Source organism: Streptomyces sp. NPDC005722 (assembly GCF_040630935.1).
Taxonomy (GTDB): Bacteria; Actinomycetota; Actinomycetes; order Streptomycetales; family Streptomycetaceae; genus Actinacidiphila.
This window is the reverse complement of record NZ_JBEXYN010000047.1, coordinates 43401-63750: the sequence shown is the minus strand read 5'-3', so window position 1 is coordinate 63750 and position 20350 is coordinate 43401. Positions and strand designations below refer to the sequence as shown.

Below are 20350 nucleotides of genomic sequence, written 5' to 3'. Positions count from 1 at the left end.
CCCCGGCCGGCCGCCGGGGGAGGGGCCCGGCCGGGGGTGCCGCGGGCGGCAGGGGGTGTGTCAGGTCGTGCTGAAGGTGAACCAGTTGACGTTCACGAAGTCGGACGGCTGGCCGCTGGTGAAGGTCAGGTACACGTCGTGCTTGCCGGTGACGCCCGAGATGTTGGCCGGGACCGTCGTCCAGTTCTGCCAGCCGCCGGTGTTGGCGACGGAGAAGCTGCCGATCGGGGCGTTGGTCCGGCTGTCCAGCCGTACCTCGACCAGGCCGCTGACGCCTCCGGCGGCTCCGGAGGCGACCCGGGCCTTGAACTGCCGGGCCGCGGTGGTCCCGAAGTCGACGCCGGAGTAGAGCGCCCAGTCGCCGTTCGCGAGCGACGCGAGGTTCTTGCCGCCGCCGCTGTCCGTCGTGGTCTCCACGGTGGTGCCGGACTGCTGGGTGTACGACTCGGCCTGGAGGGTGCCGTACGCGCCGCCGGTGCCCCCGGTCGGCGGGGGATCGGTCGGGGGCTGCGTGCCGCCACCGCCGGAGCTGTAGACGGCGACGTAGTCGACCAGCATCGGCACGCCCGAGACGGTGGAGGCCGTCGGCGTCTTGTACCCGGCCACCGGGTCGGGGAAGGCCCCGCCCATCGCGACGTTGAGCAGGATGAAGTGGCCGTGCGCGGTGGCCGCGTTCCAGGTGGCGGCGTCCATCTGGCTTGAGTTCACCGAGTGGAACTGCACGCCGTCGACGTACCAGCGCAGTTGCTGGGGGCTGACGCTGCGGTCCCACTCGAAGGCGTACGTGTGGAAGTTGCCCTGGCACGCGCTGCCGGGGCAGACCCGGGTGGCGCCGAGGCCGGTGGTCTCGTTGCAGTAGCCGCCCGGGTTGGTGCCGCAGTGCAGGGTGCCCCAGACCTGGTTGACGCCGTTCACGTTCTCCATCAGGTCGAACTCGCCGATGGAGGGCCAGTTCCAGTAGTTGCCCCGGTAGGGCGCGCCCAGCGTCCAGAAGGCGGGCCAGTAGCCGGCCGCCGCCGCGCCGGTGACGTTCGGCATCTGGATGCGGGACTCGATGCGGAGCTTGCCGCCCGACGGGGGCTCGAAGTCGCTGCGGCGGGTCTCGACGCGCCCGGAGGTCCAGTTGCCCGCGGAGTCCCGGATCGGGGTGATGCGCAGGTTGCCGGAACCGTCCTGGCGGAGGTTGGCGGTGTTGGCGGTGTACGTCTGCACCTCGCCGGTGCCCCAGTTGGCGGCGCCGCCGGGGTAGCTGGTGCCGGTGTCGACGATCCAGTTGTCGCTCGACGGGAGGGTGTTGGCGGCGCCGCTGAAGTCGTCGCTCCAGACGGTGGTCCAGCCGGAAGGTGCCGCCGGGACGGCGGCCGTGGCCGAGCCGAGCAGGCCCAGGCAGAGGGCGGTGGCGGTGGCTGCGGCAGCCATCACCAGGGTGATCGGTCTGGCGGCGTACCGCCTGCGGGTGGTCGTTCGCGTGGACACGGGGGTGATGCCTCCTCGGGATCGGTGCCGGGGAAGGGTGCGGTTCAGGTCTGAGCGTTGAGAGCGCTCTCATCTGGCGGGAACACCTTCCCGCCGGGGTGAACCGCGGTCAATACATGGAACAGAAGAAGTCGCACATGCGTCCCTGCCTTCACTGCTTGGAGGCGGCGGGTCCTGCCGGGGCAGGGGCGGCCCGCACCGCAGGTGCGAAGTGGCGGTCGAGAGCGTGCCGTTGAGCCGTCCTCCGCACCTCGGCAGGGCGTGTCACCGGGTGTGTTCCAGCTTCTGAGAGCGCTCTCTCCCAGGGCTCCTGATTACGCCCGGCATCGGGCCGGACCGATCGGGTCGTCATGAAACGCGCGGAACCGGGTAGCCGATCCCTGTAGGAATGGGGGTGAATGCGAAGCCGGCAGGTCCACGCCGCGGGCGTGGACGGCGGGCGACGCCGAGGGCCGGTCCCGTCCGAGCGGGACCCGGCCCGGCCGCGCACCGCGCGGTCAACGCCCCGGGGCCCGCCCCCGCGGCGCGTCCGGCCCGGTGCGCGGCAACGGCGACCAGGGCCGAGCAAGGGAGTGCATCATGATCATCCTCGGCATCATCCTCCTGATCGTCGGATTCCTCGCCGGAATCTCCATCCTGTGGACCCTGGGAGTCATCCTCGTGGCCATCGGCCTCGTGCTCTGGGTCCTGGGTGCCATGGGGCACGCCGTCGCGGGGCGCCGCCACTACTACTGACGGCGGGTGAGCCCGCCCGCGTGCCGCGTCCCCCGGGGCGCGGCACGCCCATGGGTGCGGGGCCGCGGGCGCGGCTCCGCACACCCGTCCGTACACCCGTCCGCCCGGCCGTCCTCGCGCCTGCGCCCGGTCGCGGCGGGGGTCGCCCGGATGGGCCGCCTGCAGTGGTCACCGGCGCGCGCTGGGGATTGGTTGTGATATGTCCCCCCGACGCCCAGGTGCACTGGAGTATTCGCATGGAATCCGGTTCCTCCGCGCACAACTGCCCCTTCGACTTCGCCGAAGCCCTCGAGTTCGACCCGCAGCTGAAGCACTTCATGGAGAACGAGCAGATCTCCCGCATCAAGCTGCCGCACGGTGAGGGTGAGGCCTGGCTGGTCACGCGGTACGAGGACGTGCGTACGGTGACGACCGACCGGCGCTTCAGCCGCGCCGCCGTCGTCGGCAAGGACTTCCCCCGCATGACGCCGGAGCCGATCGTCCAGGACGAGGCCATCAACGTCATGGACCCGCCGGACAGCAGCCGGCTGCGCTCGCTGGTCTCCAAGGGCTTCACCCCCCGGAACGTCGAGCACATGCGCCCCAGCATCGAGCGGGTCGTCGCCGAACTGCTCGACGGCATGGAGCGCAGCGGCTCCCCGGCCGACCTCGTGGAGCACCTGGCCGCGCCGCTCCCGCTGGCCGCCATCTGCGAGGTCCTCGACATCCCCGACGAGGACAGCTGGGGTCTGCGGGGCCACGCCCGCACCATGATGGACTTCAGCCCCGACAACCGGGCCAACGCCGTCCACTCCAAGGCCTTCCTGCGGGACTACTTCACCAAGCTCACCGCCGACCGGCGCGCCCGCCCGGGCGACGACCTGGTCAGCGTGCTGGCCACCGCCCGTGACGGGGACGAGATCCTCAACGACAAGGAACTCGCCGTCATGGCGATGGTCCTGCTCATCACGGGCCAGGACACCACGTCCAACGAGATCGGCAACATCGCCTACACCCTGCTCACCCGCCCCCGCGAGATGGCGATGCTGCGGGAGCGGCCGGACCTCATCCCGCAGGCCATCGAGGAGATGCTGCGCCACATCCCGTTCCGCAAGGGCGTCGGCATCCCGCGGATCGCCGTCGAGGACGTCGAGATGGGCGGTGTGCTGATCAAGGCCGGCGACGTCGTCCACGTCTCGTACCTGACGGCGAACCGCGACCCCGAGAAGTTCGACCGCCCCGACGAGCTGGACCTGGAGCGCACCGGCACGCCCCACATGACCTTCGGCTGGGGCGGCCACCACTGCCTGGGCGCGCCCCTGGCGACCATGGAGCTCCAGGTGGCCTTCAGGGAGCTGCTGCGGCGCTTCCCGGACCTGAGGCTGGCCAAGCCCGCCGACGAGGTGCGGTGGAGCGCCACGTCGATCTGGCGCTACCCGGTGGCCCTGCACGTCGCCTGGTGACCCGTCGCCCCGGCCCGGACCGGCCCCGCACCCCGCACGGGTGCGGGGCCGGTCCCGTCACGTCGTCCCTCGTGGCGACGGGTGCCGGCCGCTCCGACATGCGGAATCCGCCCAAGTGACGTACGTTTTCCTGGTGGACGCAAATCTGAACAGGCCATGAATCCACTTCGACAGCGGCCGGTCCCCTTTTGTGAACCGACTTTTGCCGGGACCTCCTGAGAGTCCCCCTGTGGGTGCGCCGATGAATGCGCCCGTACCCCCTACCGCATTTTCGTGACAGGTACGGGCCTGCTCCGGAAATCCCGGAGCAGCGCACCACATGGACCATAGCCCGCCGAGGGGCAGGAAATGGAGCCACCCATGGCTGTTCTGTGCAAGCCGGTGATTTCGGTACCCGACAACGTTATCACCTGCGAACAAACGCTCGAGCTGGCACGGCGGCTGCACAAGGACCACCCGCAACTCGGCCTGACCCTCAGGCTCATTGAGAACACGGGCGTTCAGAAGCGGCACCTGATCCAGCCGATCGAAGAGGTGCTCAAGCATCCGGGCTTCGACGTGCGCAGCCAGATCTACGAGGCGGAGTCGAAGGCGCGGGTACCGGCCGTCGTACGAAAGGCTCTCGACCAGGCCGAGTTGGAGCCCGAGGACATCGACATCATCGTGTACGTCTCGTGCACGGGCTTCATGATGCCCTCGCTGACCGCGTGGCTCATCAACAAGATGGGCTTCCGCCACGACACCCGGCAACTGCCCATAGCGCAGCTCGGTTGTGCGGCGGGCGGCGCGGCCATCAACCGCGCCCACGACTTCTGCACGGCGTACCCCGAGGCCAACGCCCTCATCGTGGCCTGCGAGTTCTGCTCGCTGTGCTACCAGCCCACCGACCTCAGCGTCGGAACGCTGCTCTCCAACGGCCTGTTCGGCGACGGCATCGCCGCCGCCGTCGTCCGGGGCAGCGGCGGCACCGGGATGCGGCTGGAGCGCAACGCCTCCTACCTCATCCCGAACACCGAGGAGTGGATCTCCTACGCGGTGCGCCAGACGGGCTTCCACTTCCAGCTCGACAAGCGTGTCCCCGGCACCATGGAACCCCTGGCGCCGGTGCTGCGCCAGGTCGCCGAGGACCACGCGTGGAACGCCGCCAAACTGGACTACTACATCATCCACGCCGGCGGCCCCCGCATCCTGGACGACCTGTGCCGCTTCCTCGGCGTCCCGCCGGAGTCGTTCCGGTTCAGCCGGGCCACGCTGACCGAGTACGGCAACATCGCGAGCGCCGTCGTACTCGACGCCCTCTACCGGATGTTCGAGGAGGGCTCCGCCCTCGACGGGCACCGCGGGCTGCTGGCCGGCTTCGGCCCGGGCATCACCGCGGAGATGGTCCTCGGCACCTGGGTCACCAACGGGCTCGACTCCACGATGACGCCGCAGCACTCCTACGGGGAGTACGACGTCATCACCTGAGCGACGGCCCCGGTGGGCGACGGTCCCGGCCGGCGGTGGCCGGGGACACCACGGTGTCCCCGCCACCGGCCGGCCCGGCCCTCACCGGACGGGCGCGGCCCGTTCAGCCTTGCGACGCGGCGGCCGCGCGGCCGCCGCGTCGCACCCGTTCCCCGGTCCGTCAGGCGGGCACCGCCCCCTCGCGGGCGGCCACGAAGCCCACCACGGCCTCCGCGAAGCGCCCGGGCTCCTCGAGGTGGCCGAAGTGCCCGCTGTCCTCCAGGACCAGCAGCTCCGATCGGGGGATCAGCCCGTGCAGTTCATCGGCCCACCGCACCCCGCAGATCACGTCGTACCGGCCGACGACGACCAGCGCCGGGACGGTCAGGGTTCCCAACTGCCCGCGGTCGTCGATGACATCGGGGACGAGGCCGGTGTCCAGCCCCGAGATGTACGTGCCCGTCACCGCGGCGCGCAGGGGCGCGAACTCCTCCTCCCGGGCCCAGTAGTCGGCGAAGTACGCGGGCAGCAGGCCCTTGAGGGCCGCCGTCATCCCCGCGTCGTCGGAGATCGCGGACACCCCCTGCAGGGCCCCCAGGGCCTCCGGCAGACCGGGGTGCCCCGCGTTGCGGGCGGCGAACTCCGCCACCTTGCGCGCCGCCTCGGCGCCGAGCTCGGGGCCGGTGACCGGGGAGCTGTCGTAGAGGACGACCCCGGCGACGCGCGCGGGACGGCGCAGGGCGTGGTACTGGACGACGAAGCCGCCGTGCGAGTGCCCCAGGAGGTAGACGCGCGGGGCGCCGAGGTGGTCGACGAGGGCGTCCAGGAACCGGCTGTAGAGCTCCCGGGTGTACCCGTGCGGGTGCGAGGGCAGCCGGCCCGAGCCGCCGGTGCCGACCGGCTCCGGGTAGACGACCGTGAGGTGCCGTTCGACCTCGGGCATGCGCAGGTACTCCCAGAACACGCCCGGCCCGCCCGAGTGCGCGATGCACACCGGACCGGTGCCGGTGCCGTGGACGTGGTAGCGCTGGACCACACCGTCCACCTCCAGGGTGTGGGTGCCGGGGGACAGGGGATGGGTCGCGGACGTGGACATCCGTACTCCGTTTCCGAAAGGTGTCGAGGACACCGACAGGACGGCGGGCGGCACGCGAAGTTCGATCGGCGGTGGGTGACGGTCGTCACGTCCCGGGCGGGGCCGCCGGGCGGGCGCCGCGCCCGGGGCGCGTACGCGCGGATGGGCCGGTCGGCCCCCTCCCGGGGCGGAAATGATCCGTGCGGCCCCTGCAACGGGAGCACCGGCGCGTGCGACGGTCGACGGACAGGGAAGGGAGCGCGGCCATGGGCGGCAGGGCGGTGTTCTGGCGCTGGCGCCGCAATCCGATGCGGCGGCGGTCCGATGTCCTGGAGGCCTGGACGGGTGTGGCGGCGGCGCTGCTGATCGCCGCGGGCGCCCCGGCCGCGGGAGCCGCCACGGCGGTCGCGGTCGAGCACTCCGAGCTGCGGCACAGCGCGGGCACCCACCTGGCGACGGCCGTCCTGACCGAGGACGCCGCGAAGGCCGTCGAGAACCCGTACACCGGCTCCATCGGCAAGGTCCTCACCACCGTCCGGTGGACGGCGCCCGACGGCTCCACCCGGACCGGCGAGGCGCGCGTCGAACCGGGCAGCCACGCGGGATCCCCCACGACCGTCTGGCTGGACGCCGGTGGCCACCTGCAGCAGAACCGGCTCACCCCCGCGCAGGCCGAGGCCCAGGGAGTGGTCTTCGGCACGGTCGCCGCGACGGGCGCCTGTGCGCTCGTCCTCGCCGGCCGCTGGATCGTCCGCCTGCGGATCGACCGCCACCGCGCCGCGGCATGGGACCGCGAGTGGGAGCGGACCGGCCCGTCCTGGGGCCACCGCAGGGCCTGAGGCCGGAGGCGGACGTGCGGCACGGCGGACGAGGAGGCGCGGTGGGCGGCCTGGTGGTGGTGGGAGCGGACGGCTCGGCCTCGAGCCTCGCCGCGGTGGAGACGGCGGCCAGGGAGGCCGCGTGGCGTGGGGCGGCGCTGCGGGTGGTGCACGCCTTCCTGTGGCCGGCGATGCACGTGCCCCTGGGGCCCTCCGGCCCCGGGCCGCCCGAGGGCGGTCCGCGCAACGCCGCGCGGCGCGTGGTGGCGGAGGCCGTGGAACGCGCCAGGAGCGCGGTACCGGACGTGGACGTCACCCACGCCGTCGTGACCGGGGAACCCCTCACCGTGCTGGAGGCCCAGTCGCGCGCCGCGGAACTCGTGGTCGTGGGATCCCGCGGCATGGGCGGCTTCGTCGGCCTGCTGCTGGGCTCGACGGCAGTGCACCTCGCCGCGCACGGCCAGTGCCCCGTCATGGTGGTGCGTGAGCGGCCGTCCGCCGGCGGACCGGTCCTGCTCGGCGTCGACGGTTCCCCGGCCGGCGCGGACGCGGTCGGCTTCGCCTTCGCCGAGGCCGCGTTGCGCGGCGCCGACCTCCTCGCCCGTGCGGCCGCTCCGTGGCCGACCAGGATCCTGACGGCAGCCCCGCTCCGCGCCCCCGCCCTGTCCCGCCGCTCCGGTCCGGGACGAAGCGGCCTACCCGGACGTGATGCGGCGGCCCGTGACGCCGGTGGGGACGACACGGACCCACAGGGTGCGGTCGCCGCCCGCCCACGGGCCGCTGTACTCGTGTTCCGCCAGGCCCCGGACGGCGGGCGGGTCGGTGACGGCGGTGGCGAGACCGCGGACGAGCACGCTCCAGCCCTGGCTGAGGGCCTCGTCCACGTGGTCGACCTCGAACGCGCACCGGGTGTCCGCGGCCGCCGCGGGCGTGGCGCCCGGGTCGGTGCGGAAGGCGATCACGCGCTCGGTGACCGTGTAGTTGACCGGCAGGACGGCGAGCCCGTCGGGTGTGTCCAGCCCGATCCTGCCGACGCCGTGGGTGGACAGCAGGGCCCAGCACTCCTCGGGGCCGAGTTCCACCAGTTCCGTCCGGGGCGCCGCGGTCGGCTCCTGTCCGACGTGCGGCAGGCGGCCCGGCGCGATGCCGGTGCGTTCCGCCGCCCCCTCCGGGGACGGGCCCGTCTCCTCCCGGCGGCTTGCCATCCGGCGCCCGATGTCCCCGGCCGCGGCGGCCGCGTCCTGCTGCGTCATGCCCGGTCACGTCCTTCCGTACGTCGCGGCCGCGTCACCCCCCACCGTCCCGTCCGGACCCGCCCCCGTACGCTTGGCGCAGCGGTGACCTGCTCCCACTGTCCGCGACGGCACGTGCCGTCGCCCATGGGCCGATCGGCCCATGGGCGGGCCCGGCGGGCCCCTGCCGGGGGCGTGCCGCGGGCGGGAGGCTGGGGGCGAACAGCCCACGCCCTTCGTCCCGTTCGCCAGGAGGAACGTCATGTCCCGTACGGTCACCGCCGGTCTCGACGGAACGCCCGAGAGCCGGGCCGCGGCGGACTGGGCCGCCCGCGAGGCGCTGCGCCGCGGACTGCCGCTGAGGCTCGTGCACGTCCACGAGTACCAGCCGTACGGCTCCGTCCACGCACCGCTGGCCGGGGCGGTGGCCGCGGTGGACCCCGACGCCCAGCGGCAGTGGGCCGAGTCGGTGCCGCGCGACGCCGCCGCGGAACTCGCCGCGCGCCATCCGGACCTGGAGATCACCGCCGGCCTGCTGAGCGGGCAGCCCGCGGCGGCCCTCGCGGCGGCCGCCGACGCGTCGGAACTGCTGGTGCTCGGCTCGCGCGGCCTCGGCGCGCTCGCGGGCTTCCTCGTCGGCTCGGTGGCCTCCGCGACCGTCGCCCGGACGGTGCGGCCCGTCGTGCTCGTACGGGCCGGCGAGACGGGTGAGGACGAGCACCGCCCGGACCTCGACGGGCTGGTGTCGGAGTACACCCCCTTCCGCGACGTGGTGCTCGGCATCGACCTGGCCCGGCCCCACGACGATCTGCTGGCCTTCGCCTTCGAGGCCGCCGTGGAGCGCGGGTCGGGCCTGCGCGCCGTCCACGGCTGGAACCTGCCGGCCTCCTACGGCTACAACCCCGCCGCGATCGCGCTCGACCTGGAGCACGAGCTGACCGACGCCCAGGCGAAGGCGCTGACGCAGGTGCTGGCGCCGTGGCGGGCGAAGTACCCCGCCGTCGAGGTCGTGGAGCACTCGCTCGCCGGAGGGGCGGCGCACCACCTGGTCGAGGCGGCGGCCGACGCCTCCCTGGTGGTCGTCGGCCGCCGTGTGCGGCACGCGGCCGCCGGACTGCACATCGGCCCGGTGACGCACGCGGTGCTGCACCACGCGAAGGCGCCCGTGGCGGTCGTCCCGCACGACTGACCGCCGGTACGCCCGGTCCGGCCCCGCCCCGTACCGTTCAGCGGGCGGGGCGGCCGGCCGCGTCGATGAGCGCCGTCTCCCGCGCCGTCAGCCGCAGCGTGCCCGCGGCCAGGTTGTCGACCAGGTGCTCCGGATCACCCGTCCCCGGGATGGCGAGCACGTGGTCGCCCTGCGCGAGCGTCCACGCGAGCCGCACCCGCGCGGGCGAGACGCCGTGGGCGGCCGCGACGGCGAGGACGGCCTCGCTCTCGCCGCCGTCGGCGGCGCCGGGCCCGCGTTCGCGCCCGCCGCCCGCGATGGCGAAGAAGGGCACGAAGGCGATGCCCTGGGCACCGCACTCCCGCAGCAGGTCGTCGCTGTCGCGCGCGTCGACGCCGTAGCGGTTCTGGACGCACACCACGGAGGCGATGGCCCGCGCCTCGGCCAGGTGTTCCGGGCGGACGTTGGAGAGCCCGAGGTGGCGGACGAGCCCGGCGTCGCGCAGCTCGGCCAGGGCGCCGAAGTGCTCGGCGACGGAAGTGCCGCCCATGAAGCGGAGGTTGACCAGGTCGAGGTGGTCGCGGCCGAGTTGCCGCAGGTTCTCCTCGACCTGGCCGCGCAGCTGGTCGGGGCGGGCGGCGGTGGCCCACTCGCCGGAGGCGTCCCGTGCGGGTCCCACCTTGGTGGCGATGACCAGGTCCCGCGGGTACGGCGCCAGGGCCGAGTTGATGAGTTCGTTGGCCGACCGCAGCCGTGAGAAGTAGAAGGCGGCGGTGTCGATGTGGTCGACGCCGAGTTCGACGGCGCGGCGCAGCACGCCGATGGCGCGCTCCCGGTCGCTGGAGGTGCCGAGGTGGAAGGCCGCGCTGCCGGTGAGCCGCATCGCGCCGAAGCCGATCCGGTTCACCCTCATGTCGCCGAGGAGCCAGGTGCCGGCCGCGGCCGCGGAGATCCTGTCAGTGGTCATGGGTGAGTGCGTCCTTTCGCCGTCCCGGAGTATCCCCTCCCGTCCGGCGCCGCCGGACGACGGCCGGGTGCCCACGTCCGCTCTGGCCTCCGTGGTGCGGCACGGTGACCGCGCTTGCTGTTCCCCCTCAAGACTTGAACGATTCAGCAAGTGACGGGCAGGAACATACGCGGCCACCGCTGCCGCGACAAGACGCCGGGCGCCGTCGGCGTCTTTCCCCGCGCGTGGGGGCGGCCCGTGGGTTCTCCATCGCCCGTAAATGCAACCTTTTGTGACGGTTCGTCGGACGCGTGGCGCCATGGGTGCCGGATCGGGGTGCGGCTCTTGACGGTCTCCGCGAAGTCACCCTAGGTTGCCGCTGGCTCTAAAAACGATTCATTCGCACTCAGGCCAGTGGCCGGGCATCGGGCTGCCCGGCAACCGCGTTCCACGGCCGCGCCACCGCCGGGCCCACGCCGGCCGGTGGTACTCCTCCGTGCCCGGAAGGAGTTCCGAGAATGTCCGCACCCCACCCCTCCCAGCCGTCCCGCAGGCACGTGCTGACCGCCGGCGTCGCGACGGCCGCGACCCTTGCGTCCGCCGGCCAGGCCGTGCTGGCGGCCCCGGCCGCCGCCGCGCCGAGCGCCCCCGGGCCGAGCGCCCCCGGGCCGGCGGACGCCGTCCACGGCGGTGCGTCCCCCGCGGTGCGTCCGAAGCTCGCCCCGCTGCCGTTGTCGGCCGTGCGGCTGCTCGACAGCCCCTTCCGCGACAACATGCGGCGCACCGGCGCCTACCTGCGCTTCGTCGACGCCGACCGGCTCCTGCACACCTTCCGCCGCACCGTGGGACTTCCCTCGTCCGCCGAACCCTGCGGAGGCTGGGAGGCGCCCGACGTCCAACTGCGCGGCCACACCACCGGGCACCTGCTGTCCGCCCTCGCCCAGGCCCACGCCAACACCGCGGACGAGGCCTACGCCGACAAGGGCCGCGTCCTCGTCGCCGCGCTCGCCGAGTGCCAGGCGGCCTCTCCCGCCGCCGGGTTCCACGAGGGGTACCTGTCCGCCTTCCCCGAGTCGGTCTTCGACAGCCTGGAAGCGGGCGGCAAGCCCTGGGCGCCGTACTACACCCTGCACAAGATCATGGCCGGGCTGCTCGACCAGTACACCCTCAGCGGCAACCAGCAGGCCATGACCGTGCTCCTGGGGATGGCCGGCTGGGCGGAGGCGCGCACCGCGCCGCTGTCGTACGAGCGCATGCAGTCCGTGCTCAAGGTCGAGTTCGGCGGCATGAACGACGTCCTGACCCGCCTCCACCTCGTCAGCGGCGACCCCGCGCACCTGCGCACCGCCCGCCGCTTCGACCACGAGGAGCTCTACGCGCCGCTCGCCGCCGGACGCGACGAACTCGCGGGCCGGCACGCCAACACCGAGATCGCCAAGGTGGTCGGGGCGCCGTACTCCTACGAGGCCACCGGCGACCGCCGCTACCTCGACATCGCGCGCACCTTCTGGCGCACCGTCGTGGAGCACCACACGTACGCCATCGGCGGCAACTCCAACCTGGAGTTCTTCGGGCCCCCGGACGAGATCGTCAGCCGTCTGTCGGAGAACACCTGCGAGAACTGCAACAGCTACAACATGCTCAAGCTCGGCCGGCAGCTGTTCCTGCACGAGCCGACCCGCACCGCCTACCTGGACCACTACGAGTGGACCCTGTACAACCAGATGCTCGGCGAGCAGGACCCCGACTCCGAGCACGGCTTCGTCACGTACTACACCGGGCTGTGGGCCGGTTCGCACCGGCAGCCCAAGGGCGGCCTCGGCGCGGCGCCCGGCAGCTACAGCGGCGACTACGACAACTTCTCCTGCGACCACGGCACCGGCCTGGAGACCCACACCAAGTTCGCGGACACCATCTACTTCCAGTCCGGCGACGCGCTCTACGTCAACCTTTTCATCCCCTCCGAGGTGGACTGGCGGCGTCACGGGCCGAAGGAAGGGGTGACGATCCGTCAGCACGCCGTCTCCGAGGACACCGTGCGGATCACCGTCGCCGAGGGCGGCGGCCGCTTCGCGCTCAAGGTACGGATACCGGGCTGGCTGGCGGACGGCCGGGCCCGGGCCCGCGTCCGCGTGGCCGGACACCCGTACACCGGCCGTGTCGAGCCCGGCACCCACCTCACCCTCGACCGCCACTGGCGGGCCGGGGACACCGTCGAACTCACCCTGCCCCGCGAACCCGTGTGGCGTCCCGCGCCCGACAACCCGCAGGTGCGCTCGCTGTCGTACGGCCCGCTCGTACTCGCCGGCACCTACGGCTCGACGCAGCTGACGACCGTCCCGGAGATCACCCCGCAGTCCCTGCGCCCCGTACGCGGCGGTGACGGCACCTTCACCGCCGAGACGGCCGACGGCGCGGTCACCCTGAAGCCGTTCCACCGGGTCCACCACGAGAACTACACCGTCTACTGGGCCGTCGCCCCCCGTGCCGCCCGCGAGCGGGACGTCGCCCGCTACCCCCTCGACGAGGGCACCGGCACCACCGCCGCCGACACCACACGGACGTTCGCCCCCGCGACGCTCGCCGCGGGCGCCTCCTGGACCGCGGACGGACCGGGCGGACGGCCCGCCGTCGCGCTCGACGGCGCCGGAGGGCACGTCGCGCTGGCCCCGGCCCTGCCGTCGGCACTGTCCGAACTGACCGTCAGCATGTGGGTGCGGGTGGACGTCCTGGCCAACTCCGCCCGCGTCTTCGACCTGGGCTACCACAAGGACACCTACCTCTTCCTCACCCCGCGCACCGGCGCCGGCCGCGCCCGGGCGGCCCTGAAGATCGCCGGTATGGAGGCCGAGGACGTCATCGACGCCACGGGCCCGCTGCCCGCCGGCCGCTGGACCCACGTCGCGCTCACCCTCGGCGACCGCACCGGCGTCCTCTACGTCGACGGCGCCGAGGCCGGCCGCAACCCCGCGATGGCCGCGAGCCCGCTGCTGCTCGGCACGACCACGCACAACTACCTCGGCCGCTCGCAGAACCCCACGCACCCCTACCTGACCGGTGCGGTCGCCGGCTTCCGGCTGCACAACCGCGCCCTCGCGCCCGCCGACGTCGCCGCCCTCGCGACCCCCTGACACGGCCGGCGGGAGCGCAAGGGCCCGCCCTCCCGCCTCCCCGCCCTCACCTCACGGAGTACCGCCATGCCTGAATTCCCCCTGTCCAGACGCCGTTTCGTGGCCGCCGCGGGAGTGACCGGAGCCGCGCTGGCGTCCGGCCTGCCCCTCCCCGCGTACGCCGCGCAGCAGCACCACGGCGCGACGGAGGCGACCTGGTCGCCCGCACGCTTCGCCGACCCCGCCAAGGACAGCCGCCCGACGGTCTACTGGTACTGGAACGGCCCCGTCACCCCCGAACTCGTCGACGCACAGATGGCCGACCTGCGGGACAAGGGGATGTACGAGGTCGTGCTCTTCCCCTTCGACAACGCCGAGATGCAGCCGGTCTTCTTCACCGAGGAATGGTTCGCGATCGTCGGCCACGTCCTGCAGACCGCCGAGAAGACCGGCATGCGGGTGTGGATCTTCAACGACGACCACTTCCCCAGCGGCCGCTCCGGCGAGTACATCGTCAAGGGCGGCCAGGTCGGCTCGCGCACCTACAAGCCCCGCCCCGACCTGCGGCTGAAGGCCCTGTGGCGGTCCAGCACCGTCGTCTCCGGCCCCGCCGCAGTCGACCTGCGCACCACCACGGGCGTCGGCGTGGACGCCACCTCGCTGGTCGCCGACGCCGCCGTCCTGGGCGGCGCCGCCGTGCTGCACGGGGGAACGGAGTGGCGCGACTACACCGTCACCGGCAGCGCCCGCGCCGACCAGGTGGCCGCGGGCCTCGTCGTACGGGCTGCCGCCGACGGCAGCGCGGGCTACGCCGTCGAGTTCGACCAGACCGGCGTCGTCACCGTCTCGCTCCTCGCGAAGGACCGGGACCCCGTCGAACTCGCCCGCTCCACCCGCACCGACGGCTTCAACAAGACCAAGTTCCACACCCTCGCCGTCACCGTCAGCGGCCCCACCCTGACCGTGACCCTCGACGGCAGGGCCAAGGGCACCGTCACCGACCCCACCCACCCCGCCGGCGGCGTCGGCGTCCGTGCCGCCGGGACCCAGCGCGCCCTGTGGGCGAGCCTGGTCGTGACCGCCGCCGACGGCACCGCCCTCCACACCAGGACCACCTTCGACGACCCCGCCGCCGCGGGCGACTTCCCCGCCCGGATCCCGCCCGCCGGCGCCGCGGCACCGGTCGCGGCCGCCGCCCGCCCTGTCGGTGCCACATCGAGCGACCAGGTCATCGAACTCACCCGGGAGCTCGGCGACGGCCGCACCTGGCACGTCCCCGAGGGCGACTGGCTGATCGACGTCTTCGGCGGGACCCCGCTCATCGACGACTCCCAGGGCTACAGCCGCAGCTACGTCGACCTCCTCGACGACGAGCCGGTGGAGCTGTTCCTCGACATCGTGCCCGGCGAGTACCACCGCAGGTTCGCCCGCTACTTCGGCAACGTCATCCCCGGCTTCTGGGACGACGAGCCGTTCTTCGCCTCCGCCGAGGCGCACTTCAAGCGCCTCCCGTGGTCGCCGACCCTGGCCGCCGCCCTGCGGAAGACCGGTACCGAGCCCGGCACGGCCTACGCGACGGCCTTCGACGACCTCGGCCGCACCGGCCGCATCACCCGGGGCCGCTACTGGCAGGCAGTCTCGGACCGCTTCGCGGGCTACTTCCGCAAGCAGTCCCAGTGGTACGAGAAGCGCGGCGTCGCACTCATCACCAACCCGCTGTACGACGAGACCTCGCCGTCCAAGCGGATCGTCTCCACCGGCGACCTGCACAAGGTCCACCAGTGGGCGCAGGTCCCCGGCGGCGACATCATCACCGCCGAGTACGTGGCCGGACAGCCCACCATGATCCCCCGCAACCCGGTGAGCGTCGCCCACCAGATGGGCCGCGACCGGGCCCTGCTGGAGTGCTTCGGCAACATGGGCTGGCAGGTCGCACCCGACTTCGTGCGGGCGCTGGTCGGCGCCAACGCCGCCCGCGGCGTCAACCTCACCGTGCTGCACGCCCTGTGGACCGACGAGCAGCGCGTCTTCTTCCCGCCGCCGTTCGGCCCGCGCGCACCCTGGTGGTGGGCGATGGAACCGATCGCCGACTGGATCGGCCGCGTCATGGAGGTGGCCCGCGGCACCTCCGGCGCCCGCACCGCCCTGGTCCAGCCGCAGCGGGCCGCCGAGCAGTGGCGCGGCACCACCCGCCAGGGCGAGGTCGACGGCGCCTTCACCGACGCCGCGTACGCCCTGGAGAGCGCCCAGGTCGACTTCGACCTCGTCCACGAAGGCGCCCTGTCCGGCGACCCCGAACTGCTCGCCCACGCCCGCGTCCACCAAGGATGCCTCGTCGTCGGCGAGGCCGGCTACGACCTCGCCGTCCTTCCCGTCACCCCGACCCTGGACGCCGCCGCCGTCAGCCGCCTGGAGGCCTTCGCCCGGCAGGGCGGCACCGTCGTCGCCGTCGGCACCCTCCCCCTGGAGGACGCCGACGGGCGCGACCGCACCCTGGAGCGGGCGCTGTCCGCGCTCTTCGGCGACACCGTCCCGGGCAGCCGGCGCGTCGGCGCGGGAACCGCCGTACGCGTCGCCGGCACCGCCGGCCTCGGGGACGCCGCACGCGACGCCGGCGTCGCCGCGGCCGTCCTCGAACCGCCGGCCCCGGCCGTACGGGTGCTGCGCACCACCCGCGGCAAGGACGTCGCCTTCCTCCTCAACAACGAGAGCGCGGCGCCCGTCGAGACCGTCGCCGTGCTGCCCGCCGACGGCGTCCCCGAACTCTGGGACCCCGTCACCGGCACCGTACGACCCGCGCCCGTCCACCGGGAGCAGAAGCACGGCGGCGTCCGGCTGCCGCTGCGCCTCGCCCCCTACGAGACCCTCGCCGTCGTCGTCCGCGCCGGCGCGAAGCCCCGGCCGCACCTCACCGACAGCACCCTGCCCGCCGCCTCCATCGGCTCCGTCACGGCTGCGGGGCAGACCCTGCGCGTCGCCGCCGTCGTCGACGCGCCCGGCGACCACGTGCTCACCGGCACCGACGGCGGCCGCGCCTACCGGGGCACGGTGAGCGTCACCGACCCGCTCACCCCCGTCCCGGTGGGCGGCGACTGGACGCTCACCCTGCAGCGCCCCGGAGCCACCCCCGTGACGGGCCCGCTCGGCAGCTGGACGACGGTGGAACCGCTGTTCTCCGGCAGCGGCGTCTACACCACCGACCTCGACCTCGACGCCGGCACCCTCGACGGCCGGGGCTTCCGCCTCGACCTCGGCCAGGTCAGGGAGGTCGCCTCGGTCACGGTCAACGGCACCGAACTGCCCCCGCTGCTGTGGACCCCGTACACCGCCGACGTGACGGACCTGCTGCGCGCGGGCCGCAACACCCTCGCGGTACGGGTCTCCAACACCCTGTCGAACGAGCGCAACAAGCCGCTGCCGTCCGGGCTCCTCGGCCCGGTCACGCTGCGGCCGTACCGCCGGGTCACCGCCACCCTGCACCGGATCTGACGTGCCGTCGCCGGCAGGGCCCGACCCGCAGCAACCGCCCACCGCACCACCGTCAAGGAGCACCCGCATGCCCCGTCCCCCGCGTAGAGCCGCCCGGCGCGGCCCGGCCCTCGCCGTCGCCACCGGACTCACCGCGCTCGTCACGATCCTGCCCACCGCCGTCACCGCGGAGGCCGGCGCCCCCGCGTCGCTGAGCGCGACCACCCTGCGCACCCAGAAGCTCACCCAGGCCCTCGGCATCGACGACACCACCCCCGAACTGAGCTGGGCCCTGACCGGCCGCTCCCGGGGGCTCGTCCAGACCGCCTACCGGGTCCAGGCCGCCACCTCGCTCACCAGGCTCCGCCAGGGACGCCCCGACCTGTGGGACTCCGGGAAGGTCGGTTCCGCCGTCCCGCAGACCGTCTACGCGGGCAAGGAGCTCGGCTCCCGCACCCGGGTCTACTGGCGCGTGATGCTCTGGTCCGCGACGAGCCCGCACGGCACAGGACTTCACGGCAAGGACCTGCACGGCCCGGACCACGCCGCCGACTGGAGCGCGCCCGCGTCCTTCGAGACCGGTCTCACCAGGAGCGGCGACTGGCAGGCCGACTGGATCACCAACGCCGACTGGCAGCTGGGCAAGCGCGAGGTCACGCCCGTGGTCGTCAAGCTGCCCCGCACCACCGCCCGTTACGTCCGTCTCGACGTCACCCGCCTCGGCCTGCCCCTGCAGGAGGACTTCCCGGGCCGCACCTGGCGCCTGCAGCTCGGCGAGATCGACGTCCGCGACGCGGCCTCCGGCACGACCGGCCTCGCCAAGGGCGCCGCCGTCACCGCCTCCGAGTCCAACACCCTGCGCAAGACCTGGGAGCCGGCCCTCGCCGTGGACGGCCTGCCCAACAGCGGCCTCCAGACCGCCGCCGGCTACTCCAGCGCCGCGCACACCGGGCCGGACGTCTCCCAGCAGCCCATCACGCTCACCCTCGACCTCAAGTCCGCCAAGACCTTCGACGAGGTCGCGCTCTACCCTCGCGCCGACGTCCTCACCGACGACGGCGGTGTCCCCGGCTTCCCCACCGACTACACCCTCGCCACCGCGGACACCCCCGCCGGGCCCTTCACCCAGGCCGCCGCCGTCACCGGACAGCAGCCGCCGAAGCCCTGGCTGCCGTCCGGACTGCCGCTGTTCACCAAGGACTTCGCCCTGCCGGAGCACGTGCGCAGCGCCCGCCTGTACGTCTCGGGCCTCGGCATCCACGACGCCACGATCAACGGCAGGCAGGTCGGCGACGCCGTCCTCGAACCCGCCAACACCACTTTCACCCAGCGCGTCCAGTACGCCACCTACGACGTCACCGACCTGCTGCGCAGCGGCGGCAACACCGTCGGCGTCTCGCTGGGCAACGGCATCTCCAACGTCGTCAGCACCGCGGACCGCTACCGCAAGCTCTACGGCAACATCAGCGACCCCAAGCTGATCGCGCAGCTGGAGGTCACCCTCGCCGACGGCACCGTCCGCCGCATCAGCAGCGGCGACGACTGGCGCACCACGCTCGGCCCCACCACCTCCTCCAACTGGTACGGCGGCGAGGACTACGACGCCCGCCGCGTGATCCCGCACTGGGACGAGCCCCGCGGCAGCCGCGCCGGCTGGGACCCGGCCGTCACCGTCGCCGGTCCCGGCACCGCCGACGCGCCCGCCCGGCTCAGCGCCCGTGAGACCGAACCGATCCGGGTCATCGAGACGCTCACCGCCAAGGAGGTGCCCGGCGCCGAGGGCAGCCGCGTCTTCGACGTGGGCAGGAACATCGCCGGCTGGCCCGAGATCACGGTGAAGGCCCCCGCCGGCACCACCGTCCGCATCGTGCCCGCCGAGAGCCTGAAGGACGGCCACGCCTTCCAGTCCATCAGCAACGTCGGCGGCCCGCTGTGGGACAGCTACACCACCGCGGGCCCGGGCGCCGAGACCTGGCACCCGGAGTACGGCTACCACGGCTTCCGCTATCTGGAGCTCAAGGGCCTGCCCGCCGGGGCCACGGTCACCGTCCGCGGCAAGGTCCTGCACACCGACAACGCCTCGGCCGGCGACTTCACCAGCTCCAACGACCTGGTCAACGGCATCCACTCCATCATCCGCCGCTCCATCGAGGGCAACATGATGAGCGTCCTCACCGACTGCCCGAGCCGTGAGAAGCTCGGCTGGCTGGAGCAGGACCAGCTCGTCTTCCCCACGCTCGCCGCGAACTACGACATGGAGTCCCAGCTCCGCAAGATCGTCCGCGACATGGCCGACGGCCAGACCCCCGAGGGCCTGATCACCTCCACCACCCCCGAATACACGGCCCTGCCCGGCGGTTACCGCAACGACTCCAACTGGGGCGGCGCCTTCGTCCTCGTGCCGTGGCAGCTCTACACCACCTACGGCGACGAGCAGACCCTCGCCACGTACTACCCGCAGATGCGGAAGTACGTCACCTTCCTGGAAGAGAAGGTCTCCGGCGGCATCCTCGACTACGGGCTCGGCGACTGGTTCACCCCGGACACCACCTTCCCCCGTGCGGTGGCCGGCACCTACGGCTACTGGCGCGTCGCGGACGCGATGAGCCGCATCGCCGCACTCCAGGGCGACCAGGACGCCGCGGCCGAGTACCGGGCCAAGGCCGACGCCACCGCCAAGGCCCTCGCGGACAAGTACTACGACCCCGCGACCGGCACCTTCGGGGGCGGCGGGCACGGAGCTGAGGCCCTCGCCCTCGACATGGGAGCCGTCCCCGCCGACCAGCGCGAGCGGCTGCTCGGCCACTTCGTCGCGAGCGTCGAGGCGGCGGACTTCCACCTCAACCTGGGCGAGATATCGCTGCCCGCCGCGTTCCGGGTGCTGTCGGAGTCCGGGCACGACGACGTCGTCGGCCGGATCGCCACCCAGACCACCAGCCCCAGCTACGGCTACCAGGTGCTGCACGGCAACACCACGCTCGGCGAGAGCTGGGACGGCGGCCCCGGCCAGTCGCAGAACCACTTCATGCTGGGCGCCATCGACGCCTGGTTCACCGCCCGCCTCGCCGGCATCCAGCAGGCGCCCGGCTCCGTCGGCTACCGCCAACTCCTCGTGGACCCGGCCCTCGTGGCCGGCCTCACCTCCGCCTCCGGCTCGTACCGCACGCCCTACGGCACGGTCAGCACCGCATGGCGCCTGGACGGGGACGCGTACCGCCTGCGGCTCACCGTGCCCGCGGGCACCACGGCCGAGGTGCACGTGCCGGTGACGTCCGGTCACGTCGCCGCGCCCAGGGACGCCCGCCTCGTCCGCTCCAGTGAGGGGGAGCGGGTCTACGAAGTGGGCTCCGGCGACTGGACGTTCACCTCGACCTACCGCGCCGGCGCCTGACCCCGGCCGGTACGGCACGCCCCGGACGGCCGCTCCTCCCCAT

The 20350-nt window shown here is 73.3% G+C and carries 12 protein-coding genes and 1 pseudogene; 9 read left to right on the top strand and 4 right to left on the bottom strand.

Annotation, left to right across the window (positions count from 1 at the left end):
• Positions 1–60: 60 nt before the first annotated feature.
• Complete coding sequence (locus ABZ479_RS34875; RefSeq protein WP_500465298.1) at positions 61–1419, bottom strand: glycoside hydrolase family 16 protein; 1359 nt, start codon at positions 1417–1419, stop codon at positions 61–63.
• 636 nt (positions 1420–2055) lie between these two features.
• Here ABZ479_RS34875 and ABZ479_RS34870 point away from each other — a divergent pair.
• The 3 genes from ABZ479_RS34870 (at position 2056) to ABZ479_RS34860 (ending at position 5120) form a co-directional block, all read left to right on the top strand.
• The gene (locus tag ABZ479_RS34870; RefSeq protein WP_500465296.1) at positions 2056–2211 is read left to right on the top strand and encodes a DUF6131 family protein; all 156 of its coding nucleotides are present in this window, start codon (positions 2056–2058) and stop codon (positions 2209–2211) included.
• A 236-nt stretch (positions 2212–2447) separates the two neighbouring features.
• A complete protein-coding gene (locus ABZ479_RS34865) occupies positions 2448–3653 on the top strand; it encodes a cytochrome P450 (protein ID WP_500465295.1) in 1206 nt (401 codons plus the stop codon).
• Positions 3654–4013: 360 nt separating this feature from the next.
• The gene (locus tag ABZ479_RS34860) at positions 4014–5120 is read left to right on the top strand and encodes a type III polyketide synthase (RefSeq protein WP_500465294.1); all 1107 of its coding nucleotides are present in this window, start codon (positions 4014–4016) and stop codon (positions 5118–5120) included.
• Positions 5121–5280: 160 nt separating this feature from the next.
• Here the strand turns inward: ABZ479_RS34860 and ABZ479_RS34855 are convergent, their stop codons facing one another.
• Positions 5281–6195, bottom strand: a complete 915-nt coding sequence (locus ABZ479_RS34855; protein WP_500465293.1) for an alpha/beta fold hydrolase — start codon at positions 6193–6195, stop codon at positions 5281–5283.
• Between the two features lie 245 nt (positions 6196–6440).
• On the opposite strand from ABZ479_RS34855, the gene ABZ479_RS34850 reads away from it, so the two are divergent.
• Together ABZ479_RS34850 and ABZ479_RS34845 are read left to right on the top strand one after the other, a co-directional pair.
• Complete coding sequence (locus ABZ479_RS34850; RefSeq protein WP_500465292.1) at positions 6441–7013, top strand: Rv1733c family protein; 573 nt, start codon at positions 6441–6443, stop codon at positions 7011–7013.
• Between the two features lie 41 nt (positions 7014–7054).
• Positions 7055–7678, top strand: a pseudogene (locus ABZ479_RS34845) (universal stress protein); the annotation flags it as partial.
• Positions 7679–7687: 9 nt separating this feature from the next.
• On the opposite strand, the gene ABZ479_RS34840 reads toward ABZ479_RS34845, so the two are convergent.
• Positions 7688–8245, bottom strand: a complete 558-nt coding sequence (locus ABZ479_RS34840) for a pyridoxamine 5'-phosphate oxidase family protein (RefSeq protein WP_500465291.1) — start codon at positions 8243–8245, stop codon at positions 7688–7690.
• 241 nt (positions 8246–8486) lie between these two features.
• Between ABZ479_RS34840 and ABZ479_RS34835 the strand changes: the two genes are divergently transcribed.
• Positions 8487–9413 carry a universal stress protein gene (locus ABZ479_RS34835; protein WP_500465290.1) on the top strand — a complete coding sequence of 309 codons (927 nt, stop codon included), beginning with the start codon at positions 8487–8489 and terminating at the stop codon, positions 9411–9413.
• A gap of 37 nt (positions 9414–9450) precedes the next feature.
• On the opposite strand, the gene ABZ479_RS34830 is transcribed toward ABZ479_RS34835, so the two are convergent.
• The gene (locus ABZ479_RS34830) at positions 9451–10359 is read right to left on the bottom strand and encodes an aldo/keto reductase (RefSeq protein ID WP_500465289.1); all 909 of its coding nucleotides are present in this window, start codon (positions 10357–10359) and stop codon (positions 9451–9453) included.
• A gap of 497 nt (positions 10360–10856) precedes the next feature.
• Here ABZ479_RS34830 and ABZ479_RS34825 point away from each other — a divergent pair, with 497 nt between their 5' ends.
• The 3 genes from ABZ479_RS34825 (at position 10857) to ABZ479_RS34815 (ending at position 20307) form a co-directional block, all read left to right on the top strand.
• Positions 10857–13469, top strand: a complete 2613-nt coding sequence (locus ABZ479_RS34825; protein ID WP_500465288.1) for a glycoside hydrolase family 127 protein — start codon at positions 10857–10859, stop codon at positions 13467–13469.
• Positions 13470–13535: 66 nt separating this feature from the next.
• The gene (locus ABZ479_RS34820) at positions 13536–16937 is read left to right on the top strand and encodes a glycosylhydrolase-like jelly roll fold domain-containing protein (protein ID WP_500465287.1); all 3402 of its coding nucleotides are present in this window, start codon (positions 13536–13538) and stop codon (positions 16935–16937) included.
• A gap of 67 nt (positions 16938–17004) precedes the next feature.
• Positions 17005–20307 (top strand): family 78 glycoside hydrolase catalytic domain, encoded by a 3303-nt coding sequence (locus ABZ479_RS34815; protein WP_500465286.1) that lies wholly within the window; start codon positions 17005–17007, stop codon positions 20305–20307.
• The last annotated feature ends 43 nt before the right edge of the window (positions 20308–20350 follow it).

Excerpts from the sequence above, each read along its gene's own strand:
- ABZ479_RS34875 (WP_500465298.1), bottom strand. The coding sequence starts at position 1,419 with ATGGCTGCCGCAGCCACCGCCACCGCCCTCTGCCTGGGCCTGCTCGGC.
- ABZ479_RS34870 (WP_500465296.1), top strand. The coding sequence starts at position 2,056 with ATGATCATCCTCGGCATCATCCTCCTGATCGTCGGATTCCTCGCCGGA.
- ABZ479_RS34865 (WP_500465295.1), top strand. The coding sequence starts at position 2,448 with ATGGAATCCGGTTCCTCCGCGCACAACTGCCCCTTCGACTTCGCCGAA.
- ABZ479_RS34860 (WP_500465294.1), top strand. The coding sequence starts at position 4,014 with ATGGCTGTTCTGTGCAAGCCGGTGATTTCGGTACCCGACAACGTTATC.
- ABZ479_RS34855 (WP_500465293.1), bottom strand. The coding sequence starts at position 6,195 with ATGTCCACGTCCGCGACCCATCCCCTGTCCCCCGGCACCCACACCCTG.
- ABZ479_RS34850 (WP_500465292.1), top strand. The coding sequence starts at position 6,441 with ATGGGCGGCAGGGCGGTGTTCTGGCGCTGGCGCCGCAATCCGATGCGG.
- ABZ479_RS34840 (WP_500465291.1), bottom strand. The coding sequence starts at position 8,245 with ATGACGCAGCAGGACGCGGCCGCCGCGGCCGGGGACATCGGGCGCCGG.
- ABZ479_RS34835 (WP_500465290.1), top strand. The coding sequence starts at position 8,487 with ATGTCCCGTACGGTCACCGCCGGTCTCGACGGAACGCCCGAGAGCCGG.
- ABZ479_RS34830 (WP_500465289.1), bottom strand. The coding sequence starts at position 10,359 with ATGACCACTGACAGGATCTCCGCGGCCGCGGCCGGCACCTGGCTCCTC.
- ABZ479_RS34825 (WP_500465288.1), top strand. The coding sequence starts at position 10,857 with ATGTCCGCACCCCACCCCTCCCAGCCGTCCCGCAGGCACGTGCTGACC.
- ABZ479_RS34820 (WP_500465287.1), top strand. The coding sequence starts at position 13,536 with ATGCCTGAATTCCCCCTGTCCAGACGCCGTTTCGTGGCCGCCGCGGGA.
- ABZ479_RS34815 (WP_500465286.1), top strand. The coding sequence starts at position 17,005 with ATGCCCCGTCCCCCGCGTAGAGCCGCCCGGCGCGGCCCGGCCCTCGCC.